The organism is Mesorhizobium sp. P2_B11 (genome assembly GCF_056404855.1).
Window position 1 is genome coordinate 1 of the sequence record NZ_JBFUDF010000005.1, and the last position, 14,511, is coordinate 14,511.

Sequence of the window (14,511 nt, forward strand, 5' to 3'; positions counted from 1 at the left end):
GCTCCCCCTTCTGCTCCCCCTTCTCCCCCTGTGGGAGAAGGTGTCGCCGAAGGCGACGGATGAGGGGTGTTCCAGAGAACGCCAACGTCTCACTCCGCTGGAACACCCCTCATCCGTCTCGGCGCTATCGCGCCGATCCACCTTCTCCCACAAGGGGAGAAGGGAAAAACGCAGCGCTACGCCAGTTCCTCGGAATGCCCGATCGCCACGCCATACTCCGCAGCCGAATCCAGCACCGTGTGCCACAGGCTCTCGGCAAAGGTCGCGAACACCAGAACGTTGAACACCGCCTGCCCATCCGTCCGATCCTTCCCGCGCCAGAGCGTGACACTGGTATGATCCATTGAGGTCGCGGCAGCCGCGCCAACTGCGAACGCATCGGGATGCAGATCGATCGACGACAGCTTCGCCAACATCGGTCGTGCCTTGGCGCCGGAGATGCTGATTAGCACCCGCGCATGTGATTGGTCGGAGAGCGACGCCGACTGCGCGAAAGCCTGGCCGAGTTCTCCGGCCCCATGCTTGCGGCCCTTGGACAGGGCAAAAAACTGATCCGGCCCGGACCAGATCAGCGTCGCATCCGCCGTGTCGACCGCCTTCGGTGTTTCCGGAGCCGCGACGCCAAAGCGCACCTTCGCGACCTCGGCCATGTCAGCCGCCTTGCCACGCCGCGCCATCACCTGGATCAGGTCGAAATTGCGGATCTCGGTCAGAGAGACGCCGGCGTCGCCCTGCGCGCCATGAGGCCCGGCGACAAGCGCCCGGTCGATCGGGCTGCGAATATCCCAGGAAAACTCAGCCACGCTGGCGCCCTCCATCCGGGTCGTAGAAGACGGGATTGCAGAGTTCGACATCGTAATCCTCGCCGCGCAGCGGGTCGTGCGCGTGGACGATCTCGCCGATGCGCTCGCGTCCGCGCTCGACCAGACCGAGCCCGATCCACTGGTCGAGCGTTGGCGAGAAGCAGACCGAGGTGACATAGCCCTGGTCGTTGTCGGGTCCGGGCGTCTGTCCCTTCGGAATGATGTGGGCGCCGGAGCGCAGCCGCCGCGCCTTGTCGACCGGTTTGATGCCGACGACGACCTGGCGGTCCGGTGCCACTAGCGCCTCGCGGCTGGCCATGACGCGGCCAATAAAATCCTTCTTGGTCGACATCATCTTGCCGAGGCCGAGATCGGCCGCCGTCGTGGTGCCGCTCAGCTCCGGGCCGGCGACATGGCCTTTTTCGACGCGCATGACGCCGAGCGCCTCGGTGCCATAGGGCGTCACGCCGAACGGTTTTCCCGCCTGCATCAGATTGCGCGCCATCGCCTCGCCGTAGCGGGCGGGCACCGAGATCTCGAACGCCATCTCGCCAGAGAAAGAGATGCGGAACAGCCGTGCCTTGATGCCGCCGCGCAAAGCGACTTCGCGCGCGCCCATGAACGGGAAACCTTCGTTGGACAAATCTTCTGACGGATCGACGATTTCCTTCAAGAGATCGCGTGTCTTCGGTCCGGCGATGGAGAATTGCGCCCACTGGTCGGAGACCGAGGTCAGCTGCACGTCGAGTTCGGGAAACAGCACCTGTCGGCAGAATTCGAGATGCTGCATCACCAGCCCGGCCTTGGCCGTGGTGGTGGTGAGGAAATAGTGATCCTCGGCCAGCCGCGAGGTCGTGCCGTCATCGTAGACCAGACCGTCCTCGCGCAGCATCAACCCGTAGCGCGCCTTTCCGACGGCGAGGCTGGAGAACGTGTTGATGTAGACGCGGTCGAGGAAGGCGCCGGCATCGGGGCCGTGCACATCGATCTTGCCCAGCGTCGAGACGTCGCAGAAGCCGACGCCGGAGCGCACTGCCTTGACCTCGCGGGTGACGGATTCCAGCCAGTCCTTCTCGCCCGCGCGGGGGTACCACTGCGCCCGTTTCCATAAACCCGTGTCGACAAAGATTGCGCCTTGTTCGGCGGCCCAGTGATGCGACGGCGTCAGCCGCGTCGCATGAAAGGTCTCGTCGCGATGATGGCCGGCAAAGGCGCCGATGGCGACGGGCACATAGGGCGGGCGGTAGATCGTCGTGCCGGTCTCGGGAATGGATTTGCCTGACACCGCCGCCATGATGGCGAGGCCGGCGACATTCGAGGTCTTGCCCTGGTCGGTCGCCATGCCGAGCGTCGTGTAGCGCTTCAGGTGCTCGACCGATTCAAAGCCCTCGCGCTGTGCCAGCTCGATATCGGAGGCAGTGACGTCATGCTGCTGGTCGACGAAAGCCTTGCCCTTGCCGGCGACATGCCAGAGCGGCGTGAGCGAGAATGCCGCGTTGTCGGCAGTCGGCGCCGATCCCGCATTGCCGGTCCGGCCGGCATCACGTGCCGCCGCAGCACCGGCCTCAAAACCTTCACGCAGGCAAGCGCCAAGCCCGAAGGCGCCGTTGGCGGCACCTGCGGCGACCATACCGGGTGGCGCGCCGTCGGGTACAAAGGCGGCGATATCGTCGCGCCATTTCGGCCGGCCGCGATGGTAGGAGGTGAGCCCGACCGCCGGGTTCCAGCCGCCCGAAACGGCGAGCCCGTCGGCCTCGACCTCGGCGCGGGCGCCACCCGTCAGTGATACTGCGATTTTCCTGACGCCGTCCTTGCCGCCGTCGACTCCGCTGACGGAACCATGCAGCACGGCAAAACCATTCTTGGAGGCCAGCGACCGATGCGCCGGCGAGACGTCGGGGCGCGCGTCGATCACCGCAGCGACCTGCAGACCGGCGCCGAGCGCGGTCTCGACCGTGCGCCAGCCATCCTCATTGTTGGTGAACAGCGCGACGCGTTTTGCCGGCGTGGCGGCATAGCGCGAGACATAGGTCCGCATCGCCGAGGCCATCATCACGCCGGGCGTATCGTTGCCGGCAAAGACGATCGGACGCTCGATCGCGCCGGCTGCGACGACGCAGCGCTTGGCCACGATCCGCCACAGCCGCTGGCGCACCTGATGCTCGGGCGGCGTCGGCAGGTGATCGTTGACCCGCTCGATCGCGCCATAGGTGCCGCCGTCATAGACGCCGAACAATGTCGTCCGGGTCATGATGCGCACGTCGGGCATCGAGCCGAGCTCGGCCAGTGTGCCCGCCAGCCATTCCGCCGCCGGCAGCCCGTCGATCGTACCGCCATCGGCAAGCAGCCTGCCGCCGGGCGTAAAATCCTCTTCGCACAGGATGACACGGGCGCCGCTGCGGCCGGCGGCAAGCGCTGCCGCCAGACCTGCCGGACCGGACCCGGCGATCACCACATCGCAATGCGCCCAGGCCTTGTCGTAATGATCGGGATCGGGAAGCTGAGCCGCGCGGCCGAGACCTGCGGCACGGCGGATCGCCGGCTCGTAGATCATCTCCCAGAACTTCGCCGGCCACATGAACGTCTTGTAGTAGAAGCCGGCGACGAAGATCGGCGCGAACAGCTGGTTGACCGACATGACGTCGAAGCGCAGCGACGGCCAGCGGTTCTGGCTGGCGGCTTCGAGGCCTTCGTAAAGTTCGGCGGTCGTCGCCTTGGTGTTGGCCTCGCGCCGTGCGCCGGTGCGCAACTCGACCAGCGCGTTGGGCTCTTCCGAGCCGGCGGTGAGAATGCCACGCGGACGATGATACTTGAACGAGCGGCCGACCAGCTTGACGCCATTGGCGACAAGCGCCGACGCCAGCGTGTCACCCTGGAAGCCGGAGAACGTCTTGCCGTCGAAGCGGAAGTTGAGCGGCGTGGACCGGTCGATGAGACCGCCGGATGAGAGTCGGTTTGTCTGGTTGGTAGCCATTACGCACCAACCTTCGCAGCACCAGCGCCCGCCGCTGGCTCAACGGAAGAAATCTCATGCGTCAGCGTGTTGCGGGTGACCTTCAGCCAGGCCCGGCAGCCGCCGCCGTGATACCAGTTCTCAGCCATCACGCCGGCGATGTTGTCGCGCAGATAAACATAGTCGTAGACGGCCTCTTCGCCGGCATCCGCGACGGGGCGCTGTGGCTTGGCGTCACCGAGATAGGTGAACTCGCCGAGTTCGCGTTCGCCGCAGAAAGGACAGGTAATACGCATCGGTTCTCGGCGGCCCTCAGTGCAGGTTCGGTTGGGCGCCCTGGCCCTTTTCGTCGATCATGGCGCCGCGCTGGAAGCGGTCGAGGCGGAACAGCGCCGCCTCCTTGTGGGACTCGTCGCGCGCCAGCAGATGGGCAAAGACGAAGCCGGAACCGGGCGTCGCCTTGAAGCCGCCATAGCACCAGCCGGCGTTGAGATAGAGCCCGTCGACCGGCGTCTTGTCGATGATCGGCGAGCCGTCCATCGACATGTCCATTATGCCGCCCCACTGGCGCAGAAGCCGTACCCGCCCGATCATCGGGATCAGCGCCATGCCGCCTTCGCAGACGTCTTCCATGACAGGCATGTTCCCGCGCTGGGCGTAGGAATTGTAGCCATCGATGTCGCCGCCGAAGACCAGCCCGCCCTTGTCCGACTGGCTGACATAGAAGTGGCCGGCGCCGAAGGTCATGACACCGGGAATGAGCGGCTTGATGGCTTCCGAGACGAAGGCCTGCAGCACATGGCTTTCGATCGGCAGCCGCAGCCCTGCCATAGCGGCGACGCGCGAGGATGAGCCGGCGACCGCCATGCCGACCTTGCCGGCGCCGATTTTTCCGCGCGACGTCTCGACGCCGGTCACCTTGCCATTGCCGTCCCGGATGAAGCCGGTGACTTCGCAGTTCTGGATGATGTCGACGCCGAGTTCGCTCGCCGCATGGGCATAGCCCCAGACCACGGCGTCGTGGCGCGCGGTGCCGCCGCGCCGCTGCAGCAGCCCGCCTTGCACGGGAAAGCGCGCATGGTCGAAATTCAGGAACGGCAGCATCTTCTTCAGCGCCGCCTGATCGAGCAGTTCGGCATCGATGCCGTTGATGCGCATGGTGTTGCCGCGCCGCGCATAGGCGTCGCGCTGCGCGTCGGAATGGTAGAGGTTGAGAACGCCGCGCTGGCTGACCATCGAATTGTAGTTGAGGTCCTGCTCCATCCGCTCCCACAGCTTCATCGACAATTCGTAGAAGCCGGTATTGCCGGGCAGGCCGTAATTGGAGCGGATGATGGTGGTGTTGCGGCCGGCATTGCCGGAGCCGATCCAGCCCTTTTCCAGCACGGCGACGTTTTTGATGCCGAACTCGCTGGCCAGGAACCAGGCGGTGGCGAGCCCATGGCCGCCGCCGCCGATGATCACCACATCGTAGTGGTCTTTCGGGCTGGCATCGCGCCAGGTGCGCTGCCAGTTTCTGTGGCCGGAAAGGGCGGCGCGGGCGAGCGAGAAGATCGAATATTTCATACGTTCATTCCGAGGTCGCTCGCACCGCTGTGCCGGGTTAGATGTCCAGCGTGTGGTCGCGCTCCCATTGCGTGAAGTGCGAAGCATAGGAATTCCATTCCTGGTGCTTCAGCTTTAGGTAAGCCGACGAGAATTCCTCACCCAGCGCCGCCTTCAACGATTTGTCCTTGTCGTATTCGCGCAGCGCATCGAGCAGGTTGAGCGGCAGCTTCGGCGCGCCTTTCACCGTATGGCCATGCTGGTACATGTCGATGTCGTAGCGCTTGCCGGGATCGGCCTTCGAGCGGATGCCGTCGAGGCCGGCGGCGATGATCACCGCCTGCAGCAGATACGGGTTGGCGGCGCCATCCGGCAGGCGCAGCTCGAAGCGTCCGGGTCCGGGCACGCGCACCATGTGGGTGCGGTTGTTGCCGGTCCAGGTCACCGTGTTCGGCGCCCAGGTGGCGCCCGAAATGGTGCGCGGCGCGTTGATGCGCTTGTACGAATTGACCGTCGGATTGGTGATCGCGGCGAGAGCCGAGGCATGTTTCATAATGCCGCCGAGGAAGTTCTTGCCCTTGGCCGACAGGCCGAGTTCCATCGCATTGTCGGCAAAGACGTTGGTCTTGCCGGCCTTGTCCCACACCGAGATATGGGCATGGCAGCCATTGCCGGTCAGGCCCTGGAAGGGCTTTGGCATGAAGGTGGCGCGCAGCCCATGCTTCTCGGCAACCGACTTGACCATGAACTTGAAGAAAGAGTGCTTGTCGGCGGTGGCCAGCACATCGTCGAACTCCCAGTTCATCTCGAACTGGCCGTTGGCGTCCTCATGGTCGTTCTGGTACGGGCCCCAGCCCAGCGCCAGCATGTGGTCGCAGATCTCGGCGATGACATCATAGCGGCGCATCACCGCCTGCTGGTCGTAGCAGGGTTTCGACGCCGTATCGTATTTGTCGGAGATAACGCTGCCATCCGGCGAGATCAGGAAGAACTCGGGTTCGACGCCGGTTTTGACATGCATGCCATCGCTGGCGGCTTCCGCGACCAGCCGCCGCAGCGTGTTGCGCGGCGCCTGCTCGACTTCCTTGTCGTCCATGATGCAGTTGGCGGCGACCCAGGCGACATCGGGCTTCCACGGCAGCTGGATGACCGAATCCGGATCCGGAACCGCCAGCATATCGGGATGCGCTGGCGTCAGGTCGAGCCAGGTGGCGAAACCGGCAAAGCCGGCGCCGTCCTTCTGCATGCCCGATATCGCCTGTGCCGGCACCAGCTTGGCGCGCTGGCCACCGAACAGGTCGGTGTAGGAAATCATGAAATATTTGACGCCGTTCTCTTTGGCGAATGCGGCGAGATCGTTCCCCATTATAGTTCCTCGCTTATGTGATCTGGGTAGTGTTTTTCAGAAACCGTTCTTCCCCGGTATCCAGTTGGTGCCGGCCAGCGGCACGCCGGCCATGGCGGCGGCTTCGATGGTGAGCGCGACGAGATCCTCGGGCTCAAGATTGTGCAGGCTGTTCTTGCCGCACGCACGCGCAATGGTCTGCGCTTCCAGCGTCATCACCTTGAGGTAGTTTGCCAGCCGTCGCCCGGCGGCGATCGGGTCGACCCGCTTCATCAGTTCCGGATCCTGCGTGGTGATGCCAGCGGGATCGCGGCCCTCATGCCAGTCGTCATAGGCACCGGCGGTGGTGCCGAGCGCATTGTAGTCCGCCTCCCAGCGCGGATCATTGTCGCCGAGCGCAACAAGCGCGGCGGTGCCGATCGACACCGCGTCGACGCCGAGTGCCAGCGCCTTGGCGACATCGGCGCCGTTGCGGATGCCGCCCGACACGATCAGCTGCACCTTGCGATGCATGCCGAGATCCTGCAGCGCCTGCACCGCAGGGCGGATACAGGCAAGCGTCGGCTGGCCGACATTTTCGATGAACACTTCCTGCGTCGCGGCTGTGCCGCCCTGCATGCCGTCGACGACGACGACATCGGCGCCGGCCTTCACCGCAAGCGCGGTATCATAGTAGGGGCGGGCGCCGCCGACCTTGACGTAGATCGGCTTTTCCCAGTCGGTGATCTCGCGCAGTTCGAGGATCTTGATCTCGAGATCGTCCGGCCCCGTCCAGTCGGGATGGCGCGAGGCCGACCGCTGGTCGATGCCTTTCGGCAGCGTGCGCATTTCGGCGACGCGGTCGGAAATCTTCTGACCGAGCAGCATGCCGCCGCCGCCCGGCTTGGCGCCCTGGCCGACGACAACTTCGATCGCATCGGCGCGGCGCAAATCCCTGGGGTTCATGCCGTAGCGCGACGGCAGGTACTGATAGACCAGTTGCTTGGAATGGCCGCGCTCTTCCTCGGTCATGCCGCCGTCGCCGGTGGTGGTCGAGGTGCCAGACAAAGTCGCGCCACGGCCGAGCGCTTCTTTCGCCGGGCCGGACAGCGAGCCGAAGCTCATGCCGGCAACGGTGATCGGAATCTTCAGCTCGATCGGCTTCTTGGCATAGCGCGAGCCGAGCACCACCGAGGTGTCGCAGCGCTCGCGATAGCCTTCGAGCGGATAGCGCGAGATCGAGGCGCCAAGGAACAACAGGTCGTCGAAATGCGGCAGCTTGCGCTTGGCGCCGGCGCCCCTGATGTCATAGATGCCGGTCGCCGCGGCGCGGCGGATTTCGGAGAGCGTGTAGTCGTCGAAGGTCGCGGATTTGCGCGGCGTCGTCGGCGGGTTCTTGTAGGTCATGATGCCTCAATACGCGTCGGCGTTGTCGATATTGAAATTGTAGAGCGTGCGCGCCGAGCCGTAGCGCTTGAACTCCGACGGCTTGACGCCGGTGACACCGGCGCGGTCGAGCAGGCCCTGCAGCAGTTCGATGTGCTCGGGCCGCATCTCCTTGGCGATGCAGTCGGCGCCAAGGCTCTCGACCTTGCCGCGCACGAACAGCCGCGCCTCGTAGATAGAATCGCCCAGCGCATCGCCGGCATCGCCCAGCACCACGAGATTGCCGGACTGCGCCATGAAGGCCGACATGTGGCCGATATTGCCGTGCACGACGATGTCGATGCCTTTCATCGAGATACCGCAGCGGGAGGATGCGTTGCCCTCGATAACCAGAAGTCCGCCCTTGCCGGTGGCGCCGGCATATTGGCTGGCGTCGCCCTTGATGACGATTGAACCCGACATCATGTTTTCGCCGACGCCGGGGCCGGCCGAGCCATGCACGGTGATCGCCGCGCCGTCATTCATCCCGGCGCAGTAATAGCCGACGCTGCCGCGCACATCGATGCTGACGGGCTGGTCAACGCCGACGGCGACCGAATGGCTGCCCTTGGGGTGCAGCACTTCCCACGCCGTCTCGTTGGAGCCGGGCGTCAGATTGTGCAGCGCCTGATTCAGCTCGCGCAGCGACGACACGTCGAGATCGAAAACCCGGGACGCGTGGTCTTGCGCCGCCTTGGAAAGTTTGGTTGCCGGCATGGGCTCAATGCTCCCAGAAATAGACGGTTGCGGGTTCCGGTTCCCAGACCCTCGCATTGTCTATGCCAGGCAGCTTGGTCAGCGCGCGATATTCCGAGCCGAAGGCGACATACTGGTCGGTCTCGGCCATGACGGCCGGCTTGCAGGCGATCGGGTCGCGCACCACGCCGAAACCGTTCTTGGTGCCGACGACGAAGGTGAAGAAGCCGTCGAGATCGGAAAGCGTGCCTTCCAGCGCCTCGCCGAGATTCTTGCCATGCGCCATCTGCGACGAGAGATAGGCGGCCGCCACTTCGGTGTCGTTCTCGGTCTCGAAGGTCATGCCTTCGCGCTTGAGTTCGCGCCGCACATTGTTGTGGTTGGAGAGCGAACCATTGTGCACCAGGCACTGGTCGGCGCCGGTCGAGAACGGATGCGCGCCCATCGTCGTGACGGCCGATTCCGTCGCCATGCGGGTGTGACCGATGCCATGCGTGCCGGTCATCGAGCGCACGTCGAAGCGGTCGACCACCGCCTCCGGCAGACCGACTTCCTTGTAGATCTCAACCGCTTCGCCGGCGCCCATGATGCGCACGTCGGGCCGGATCGATTGCAACGCCTCGCGCGCGGCGTCGACCTTGTCGGGCGCGGTTCTGAGCACGGCATGCGTCGACTTCACCGCAATGCTTACCGGCGCGCCGATGGCCTTGGCGAGTTCAGCGTCGAGACCGCGGAAGTCGCGATCGGGCTTCGCCGACTGGATGGTGATCTTGGCTTCGTTCTTGGAAGGCGCGCCGTAGATGGCGATACCGGCGCTGTCGGGGCCGCGATCGCTGAGCGAGATCAGCATCTGCGACAGCATCGAGCCGAGCTGCGGCTCAAGCGACTTGTCCTTCAAAAAAAGTCCGACGATTCCACACATGTCAGCCTCCCGGCGTTTACCACTAAGAGATGATGTACCGAATGCGCTGCCCGAATTCAATCATATGAAAAAAATATTCCTGTAGTTACGTATGCGGCTCAATGCCGCCCTGCGCCGTATCGGCGCCCACGCGGGTGCTGTGAACCCATTTGGCGGTGCGGATGCGGGCGAGTTTGTAGGCATCGAGGATCGACAGCGCATAGATCAGGAAGCCGCCGGCATGGCGGCCGACGAAACTGGCGTCGGCCGGCGCGATCTTGGCCGTCACCCAGGCGAGGATCACCATGAAGAACAGGAACTGCAGGCCGCGCACCGGCACACCCAGGATGACATGGCCGCTGGCCGGCAGGACGATCGCGGCGCCCAGCACCAGATACGGGTTTGTCGGTGCGGGGGCGCTCATGCCACCTGCCTTTCCTGTCTGTTGATGGCGTCGCGCAGCCCCGAGGCCGAGGCGAGCAGCCGCTCGACCAGCGCAGGTTCGAGCCCTGTGCCGAAGGCAGCCTGCCGGAACACGCCGTAGCGGGCGCGTTCGGCCTCGGCCAGCAGCCAGACGATGCGCACGCCGTTCGGTGTGATCAAAAGTTCCTTGGCACCGCCTTCGGCAAAGATGTCGAGATGGCTGGCAATCAGGTTCTGCGGAAAGCGCGCGCCCCTTAAGTCTGTTCGCAGCACCGCTTCCGCCGGAAAACCCGGAGCTTTCGGCAGCGTGTGCTGGAGGTGGTCGAAATTGGAGAAGGTGGTCGGCGATCCCGGCCGCATCATCATGTCGAACGTCGCCGGCACCGCGACCGGTTCGGTGATCGTGATGCTCAACCAGCGCGCCGGCAGCTTTCGCGTCGCCAGCGTGTCGACAATGGTGCGCACTTGCACGCGCCGTTCGTTCCACGAACCCACCCAGGTGACGACGCCAACCGTGCCATCTGAAATGTCGGCGGCATCTGCGATGACAGTTCGGATGCTTGCCGCCTCGGCGGCAAGAGCAGCAATGGCCCTGTTGCGGCTGGCGCGCGCAAGCCAGGCGAGGTGCAAGACGAGAGCCAAGGCGATCGCCCCGGCCAGCAATGCTGTCGTCACCTCAGACACCTCGTTACGCACTGCCTGCCCAAACCGGCAGGCCCTCTCCTGTCAATAGCCCTGTGGCTTCGGCCACGGCATGGTGAACTGGTCGCCGCGGCGCACATAGCGGTAGCGGTAGAAGTGGAACCACAGCGAGATCAGGAAGTAGAACACGACCATGGCGATCAGCTGCGAGCCGTAGCCGAGGAAGATCGCAAAGAAGGTCACCACGCAGAGGCAAAACAAAACGATCGCCGGCAGCGGATGGAAGGGATGCGTGTAGCCACGGCGGATGGTACCCAGAGGCCACTTTTTGCGGAACATCATGATGTTGATGCTCATGAAGGTGTATTGCAGCACGCCCGACAGGATCGAGAAGGTGATCGCCTGGTTGAGGTCGGCGATGAAGGCGAAGGCGAGCGCGATCGGCAGCAGGAACAGGATCGAGCGGTAGGGCGTGCGGTATTTCGGGTGCACGGCCGAGAACCAGCTTGGCAGGTAGCGGTCGCGTCCGAGCGAGAACCAGGCGCGGGCCGCATCATTGATACAGCCATTGGCCGAGGCGAGAGCGGCGAGCAGCGTGGCGATGAACAGCAGGTTTTCGAGCAGCGCGCTGCCGGTCAGCTTGCCGGCGTCCCACAGCGGATAATAGGTGATGCCGAGATATTCCCACGGCATCATCGAGGCGCAGACATACCAGGTCATGGCGGCGGCGATCAAAAGCGTGATCATGCCGGCCATGGTGCCGTAGGGCAGCGAACGGGCCGGCGAGCGCACTTCCTCGGCAGCCTGCGTGGTGCCTTCAATGCCGAGATAATACCAGATGCCAAACTGGAAGGCGGCGATGACGCCGATCCAGCCATAGGGCAGCGCATTGCCGGGCGTCACCAGCTCGTTGAGCTTCAGCACCGCGCCTTGCGTCCACGGGCTGACCGAGAAGAACAGGATGACGATCGAGACATAGGCGATCGCGGTGATGACGAAGTTGACGTTGAGCGTCATCAAGACGCCGCGATAGTTCAGCCACGCCAGCACGACAATGGTGGCGGCGATGAAGGAATTGTGGGTGAGCCCTTCGACCCCGGCTTTGGCGACGATCGTGTCGCCGAGCAGGATGGCGTCGGATACCTCCAGCATCGTGTAGGCAAAGACCAGGAACAGCGCGACGTTGAAGGCCATCAGTGGTCCGACAATGTGCTTGGCCTGCGCATACTGGCCACCGGCGGCGGCCACCGTCGATGTCACCTCGGAATCGATCATGGCGACCGAGGTGTAGAGCAGCCCGACCACCCAGCAGACGATCAGGGCAGCGAGTGCGCCGCCCTTGTCGGCCGAAAAGTTCCAGCCGGTGAATTCGCCGACCAGAACGATGCCGACGCCGAGCGCCCAGACATGGGCGGGGCCGAGCACCCTGAGCAGCGAGACCCTGTCACCGTTGATTGCCGTGCTTGTCGTTTCAGCCGCGACCGCCATTGTTTTCCCCTAGACCCGGTGCTTTTCGGAAACGGCTTCAAGCTCGCCTTCGCGCGAGGAGGTCAGCACCTCCTCGGAGTAGGTCGTGTCGATCTTGAACCAGTCGTAGAGCATCCACAGCGCAAGCACGACCGAGATACCCCAGCATGCATAAGACAGAGCCATCCACATGGTGCTTCCCCAAAATCTCTGGCGTTATTTGTCGTCGAACTTTTCGTTGATGACTTCGCGGTATTCGCGGTCGGAGGCGCGGAACAGGAAGACGAAATAGCCGATCAGCACCGCCGCCATGATGATCAGCGTCGGCCAGTCGATGATGTAGTGGAAGCGGTTCTGGATGATGTCGTGCGCGGTCTCGGGCGTATAGCCGAGCTTTTCCCAGATCGCGGCCATGGTCGGGTTCTGCCCGAGCGCCTCCCAGGTCTTGGCGTCGAGCGCGTCGATGGATTTTGCCGCACCCGCCAGGCCCAGTTTCAGCGGCAGCCACAGCGCCACGAAAATGGCGACCACGACAACCACAATGTCAAAAATCTGCCCGGCCTTGCCTTGTTCCGGCGGCGTATAGCGCGACATGTCTTCTACCCCTCAGGACGTTCTATTTTCAGGACTTGCGGTTGCGGGCCGCGTCGGCGTTCTTGATGTCGAGACCGTAGATGAAGTCCTTGTCTTCCTTGTAGTGATTGACCATCGCCAGGATGGCGGCCGTGTTGAAGATCAGCACGGCGGCAGCCGCGATGGCGACGACGATCTTGATCCCGGTGTCCGGGATGTAGGGCCATGTCATGATGAGCACGAAGAGGATCGTCGCCCACAGGCAGATGATCAGGAGCGCGGATCCGCGCACGTCGGAACGATACAGCGCTTCGATGCGCTGCTGCAGGTCTGACATCGGTTTTCCCCTTTATTCCAACGCCGGCTTCCGAACTGGCCGATCGTTGCCCTCTTTCAAGAGAGTGAAATTTTTTTCACAAATTCAGGCCGATTTGCGAAATTGTCAAGACGAATTTACGTTTGGTTAACCGGTCATTTGGCGTGGCAAATTTTGCCTGACAATGAAATTATTTGCTTACGGGTATTGCAGCGCCCGAACGTTTGCGATCAATATTCGCTCAAAGCACCCGCCGCAGCGCGAGGGGCAGGGAACACAATTGAATTTTCGAACGGAGGATTAGCGGATGACGGCATCCTGGAGATTTTCGACCCTGGCGGATCGCCATCGCGCGCTCGGCTCGAAGCTCGAAGACTGGAGCGGAATGGGCACCGCCTGGACCTATGACAAGGATGCCGATGAGGAATACACCGCCATCCGCACCAAGGCCGGCCTGATGGATGTGTCGGGCCTGAAGAAGGTCCACATCACCGGGCCGCATGCCTCGCACCTCATCGATCTCGCCACGACGCGCGACGTCGAAAAGATCTATCCCGGCAAGTCGGCCTATGCCTGCATGCTGAACGAGGCCGGGAAATTCACCGACGACTGCATCCTCTACCGCACCGGCCCAAACGCCTGGATGGTCGTGCACGGCTCGGGCACCGGGCATGAGGAACTGCAGCGCGCTTCCGTCGGCCGTGATGTCTCGCTGCGCTTCGACGACAACCTGCACGATTTGTCGCTGCAGGGGCCGACGGCGGTCGATTACCTCGCCAAGCACGTGCCGGGCATTCGCGACCTCAACTACTTCCACCACATGCAGACGCAGCTGTTCGGTTTTCCGGTCATGATCTCGCGCACCGGCTACACCGGCGAGCGCGGCTACGAGATCTTCTGCCGTGGTCAGGATGCCGGCACGATCTGGGACAGGATTCTCGACGAGGGCAAGAGCGCCGGCATCATTCCCTGCCGCTTCACCACGCTCGATATGCTGCGCGTCGAAAGCTATCTGCTGTTTTATCCCTATGACAATTCGCAAAAATACCCGTTCGAGAACGAGGGCCCCGGCGACACGCTGTGGGAGCTCGGCCTCGATTTCACCGTCAGCCCGGGCAAAACCGGTTTCCGCGGCGCCGAGGAGCATTATCGGCTGAAGGGCAAGGAACGCTTCAAGATCTATGGCGTTCTGCTCGACGGCAAGGAGCCGGCCGACGAAGGTGCGCCGGTCTATCGCGACGGCAAAAAGGTCGGCGTGGTGACCTGCGCCATGTATTCGCCGCTGGTCAAGAAATCGATGGGCATCGCCCGCCTCGACGTCGACTGCGCGGTCAAAGACACCAAGCTCGAGATCCGCAACAAGAGCGGTTCGATCAAGGCAACGGCGCAGCCGCTGCCCTTCGACGATCCGAAGAAAACCAAGCGCACTGCCAAGGGTTGAGG

Annotated in this window: 15 protein-coding genes; 1 reads left to right on the forward strand and 14 read right to left on the reverse strand. The window is 63.5% G+C overall.

Annotated features, from left to right (window positions below; genetic code table 11):
- Window positions 1–176 precede the first annotated feature (176 nt).
- From AC1DYJ_RS16600 to AC1DYJ_RS16665, 14 genes are all read right to left on the reverse strand, one after another.
- Complete coding sequence (locus tag AC1DYJ_RS16600) at window positions 177–803, reverse strand: sarcosine oxidase subunit gamma (RefSeq protein WP_477286698.1); 627 nt, start codon at window positions 801–803, stop codon at window positions 177–179.
- Window positions 796–3,777: a sarcosine oxidase subunit alpha gene (locus tag AC1DYJ_RS16605; protein ID WP_477286700.1), complete on the reverse strand. Its 2,982-nt coding sequence runs from the start codon at window positions 3,775–3,777 to the stop codon at window positions 796–798. Before AC1DYJ_RS16605 ends, AC1DYJ_RS16600 begins: the two co-directional genes overlap by 8 nt.
- A complete protein-coding gene (locus AC1DYJ_RS16610; protein ID WP_477286702.1) occupies window positions 3,777–4,052 on the reverse strand; it encodes a sarcosine oxidase subunit delta in 276 nt (91 codons plus the stop codon). The genes AC1DYJ_RS16605 and AC1DYJ_RS16610 overlap by 1 nt, the downstream gene beginning before the upstream one ends.
- Window positions 4,053–4,068: 16 nt before the next feature.
- Window positions 4,069–5,322 (reverse strand): sarcosine oxidase subunit beta family protein, encoded by a 1,254-nt coding sequence (locus tag AC1DYJ_RS16615; protein ID WP_477286704.1) that lies wholly within the window; start codon window positions 5,320–5,322, stop codon window positions 4,069–4,071.
- A 37-nt stretch (window positions 5,323–5,359) separates the two neighbouring features.
- Window positions 5,360–6,667, reverse strand: a complete 1,308-nt coding sequence (glnT, locus tag AC1DYJ_RS16620) for a type III glutamate--ammonia ligase (protein WP_477286706.1) — start codon at window positions 6,665–6,667, stop codon at window positions 5,360–5,362.
- Between the two features lie 36 nt (window positions 6,668–6,703).
- On the reverse strand, window positions 6,704–8,032 hold the full coding sequence (locus tag AC1DYJ_RS16625; RefSeq protein ID WP_477286708.1) for an FMN-binding glutamate synthase family protein: 1,329 nt from the start codon (window positions 8,030–8,032) through the stop codon (window positions 6,704–6,706).
- Window positions 8,033–8,038: 6 nt separating this feature from the next.
- On the reverse strand, window positions 8,039–8,767 hold the full coding sequence (locus AC1DYJ_RS16630; protein WP_477286710.1) for a GltB/FmdC/FwdC-like GXGXG domain-containing protein: 729 nt from the start codon (window positions 8,765–8,767) through the stop codon (window positions 8,039–8,041).
- A 4-nt stretch (window positions 8,768–8,771) separates the two neighbouring features.
- Window positions 8,772–9,668, reverse strand: a complete 897-nt coding sequence (locus AC1DYJ_RS16635) for a class II glutamine amidotransferase (protein WP_477286712.1) — start codon at window positions 9,666–9,668, stop codon at window positions 8,772–8,774.
- Between the two features lie 85 nt (window positions 9,669–9,753).
- On the reverse strand, window positions 9,754–10,071 hold the full coding sequence (locus AC1DYJ_RS16640) for a hypothetical protein (protein ID WP_477286714.1): 318 nt from the start codon (window positions 10,069–10,071) through the stop codon (window positions 9,754–9,756).
- Window positions 10,068–10,754, reverse strand: coding sequence for a hypothetical protein (locus tag AC1DYJ_RS16645; protein ID WP_477286716.1), 687 nt, complete (start codon window positions 10,752–10,754; stop codon window positions 10,068–10,070). Before AC1DYJ_RS16645 ends, AC1DYJ_RS16640 begins: the two co-directional genes overlap by 4 nt.
- 42 nt (window positions 10,755–10,796) lie before the next feature.
- The gene (locus AC1DYJ_RS16650) at window positions 10,797–12,200 is read right to left on the reverse strand and encodes an APC family permease (RefSeq protein WP_477286718.1); all 1,404 of its coding nucleotides are present in this window, start codon (window positions 12,198–12,200) and stop codon (window positions 10,797–10,799) included.
- Window positions 12,201–12,209: 9 nt separating this feature from the next.
- The gene (locus AC1DYJ_RS16655) at window positions 12,210–12,365 is read right to left on the reverse strand and encodes a hypothetical protein (RefSeq protein ID WP_162712379.1); all 156 of its coding nucleotides are present in this window, start codon (window positions 12,363–12,365) and stop codon (window positions 12,210–12,212) included.
- 30 nt (window positions 12,366–12,395) lie between these two features.
- A complete protein-coding gene (locus tag AC1DYJ_RS16660; protein WP_477286720.1) occupies window positions 12,396–12,773 on the reverse strand; it encodes a hypothetical protein in 378 nt (125 codons plus the stop codon).
- 28 nt (window positions 12,774–12,801) lie between these two features.
- On the reverse strand, window positions 12,802–13,089 hold the full coding sequence (locus tag AC1DYJ_RS16665) for a hypothetical protein (RefSeq protein WP_477286722.1): 288 nt from the start codon (window positions 13,087–13,089) through the stop codon (window positions 12,802–12,804).
- Window positions 13,090–13,375: 286 nt separating this feature from the next.
- On the opposite strand from AC1DYJ_RS16665, the gene AC1DYJ_RS16670 reads away from it, so the two are divergent.
- Window positions 13,376–14,509, forward strand: coding sequence for an aminomethyl transferase family protein (locus tag AC1DYJ_RS16670; protein ID WP_027041338.1), 1,134 nt, complete (start codon window positions 13,376–13,378; stop codon window positions 14,507–14,509).
- Window positions 14,510–14,511 lie beyond the last annotated feature (2 nt).

What these genes read in the sequence shown, in the direction of transcription:
- AC1DYJ_RS16635 (WP_477286712.1), bottom strand. Translation starts at nt 9,668, where the DNA reads ATGTGTGGAATCGTCGGACTTTTTTTGAAGGACAAGTCGCTTGAGCCG.
- AC1DYJ_RS16615 (WP_477286704.1), bottom strand. Translation starts at nt 5,322, where the DNA reads ATGAAATATTCGATCTTCTCGCTCGCCCGCGCCGCCCTTTCCGGCCAC.
- AC1DYJ_RS16665 (WP_477286722.1), bottom strand. Translation starts at nt 13,089, where the DNA reads ATGTCAGACCTGCAGCAGCGCATCGAAGCGCTGTATCGTTCCGACGTG.
- glnT (WP_477286706.1), bottom strand. Translation starts at nt 6,667, where the DNA reads ATGGGGAACGATCTCGCCGCATTCGCCAAAGAGAACGGCGTCAAATAT.
- AC1DYJ_RS16630 (WP_477286710.1), bottom strand. Translation starts at nt 8,767, where the DNA reads ATGCCGGCAACCAAACTTTCCAAGGCGGCGCAAGACCACGCGTCCCGG.
- AC1DYJ_RS16625 (WP_477286708.1), bottom strand. Translation starts at nt 8,032, where the DNA reads ATGACCTACAAGAACCCGCCGACGACGCCGCGCAAATCCGCGACCTTC.
- AC1DYJ_RS16610 (WP_477286702.1), bottom strand. Translation starts at nt 4,052, where the DNA reads ATGCGTATTACCTGTCCTTTCTGCGGCGAACGCGAACTCGGCGAGTTC.
- AC1DYJ_RS16650 (WP_477286718.1), bottom strand. Translation starts at nt 12,200, where the DNA reads ATGGCGGTCGCGGCTGAAACGACAAGCACGGCAATCAACGGTGACAGG.
- AC1DYJ_RS16660 (WP_477286720.1), bottom strand. Translation starts at nt 12,773, where the DNA reads ATGTCGCGCTATACGCCGCCGGAACAAGGCAAGGCCGGGCAGATTTTT.
- AC1DYJ_RS16605 (WP_477286700.1), bottom strand. Translation starts at nt 3,777, where the DNA reads ATGGCTACCAACCAGACAAACCGACTCTCATCCGGCGGTCTCATCGAC.
- AC1DYJ_RS16670 (WP_027041338.1), top strand. Translation starts at nt 13,376, where the DNA reads ATGACGGCATCCTGGAGATTTTCGACCCTGGCGGATCGCCATCGCGCG.
- AC1DYJ_RS16655 (WP_162712379.1), bottom strand. Translation starts at nt 12,365, where the DNA reads ATGGCTCTGTCTTATGCATGCTGGGGTATCTCGGTCGTGCTTGCGCTG.
- AC1DYJ_RS16640 (WP_477286714.1), bottom strand. Translation starts at nt 10,071, where the DNA reads ATGAGCGCCCCCGCACCGACAAACCCGTATCTGGTGCTGGGCGCCGCG.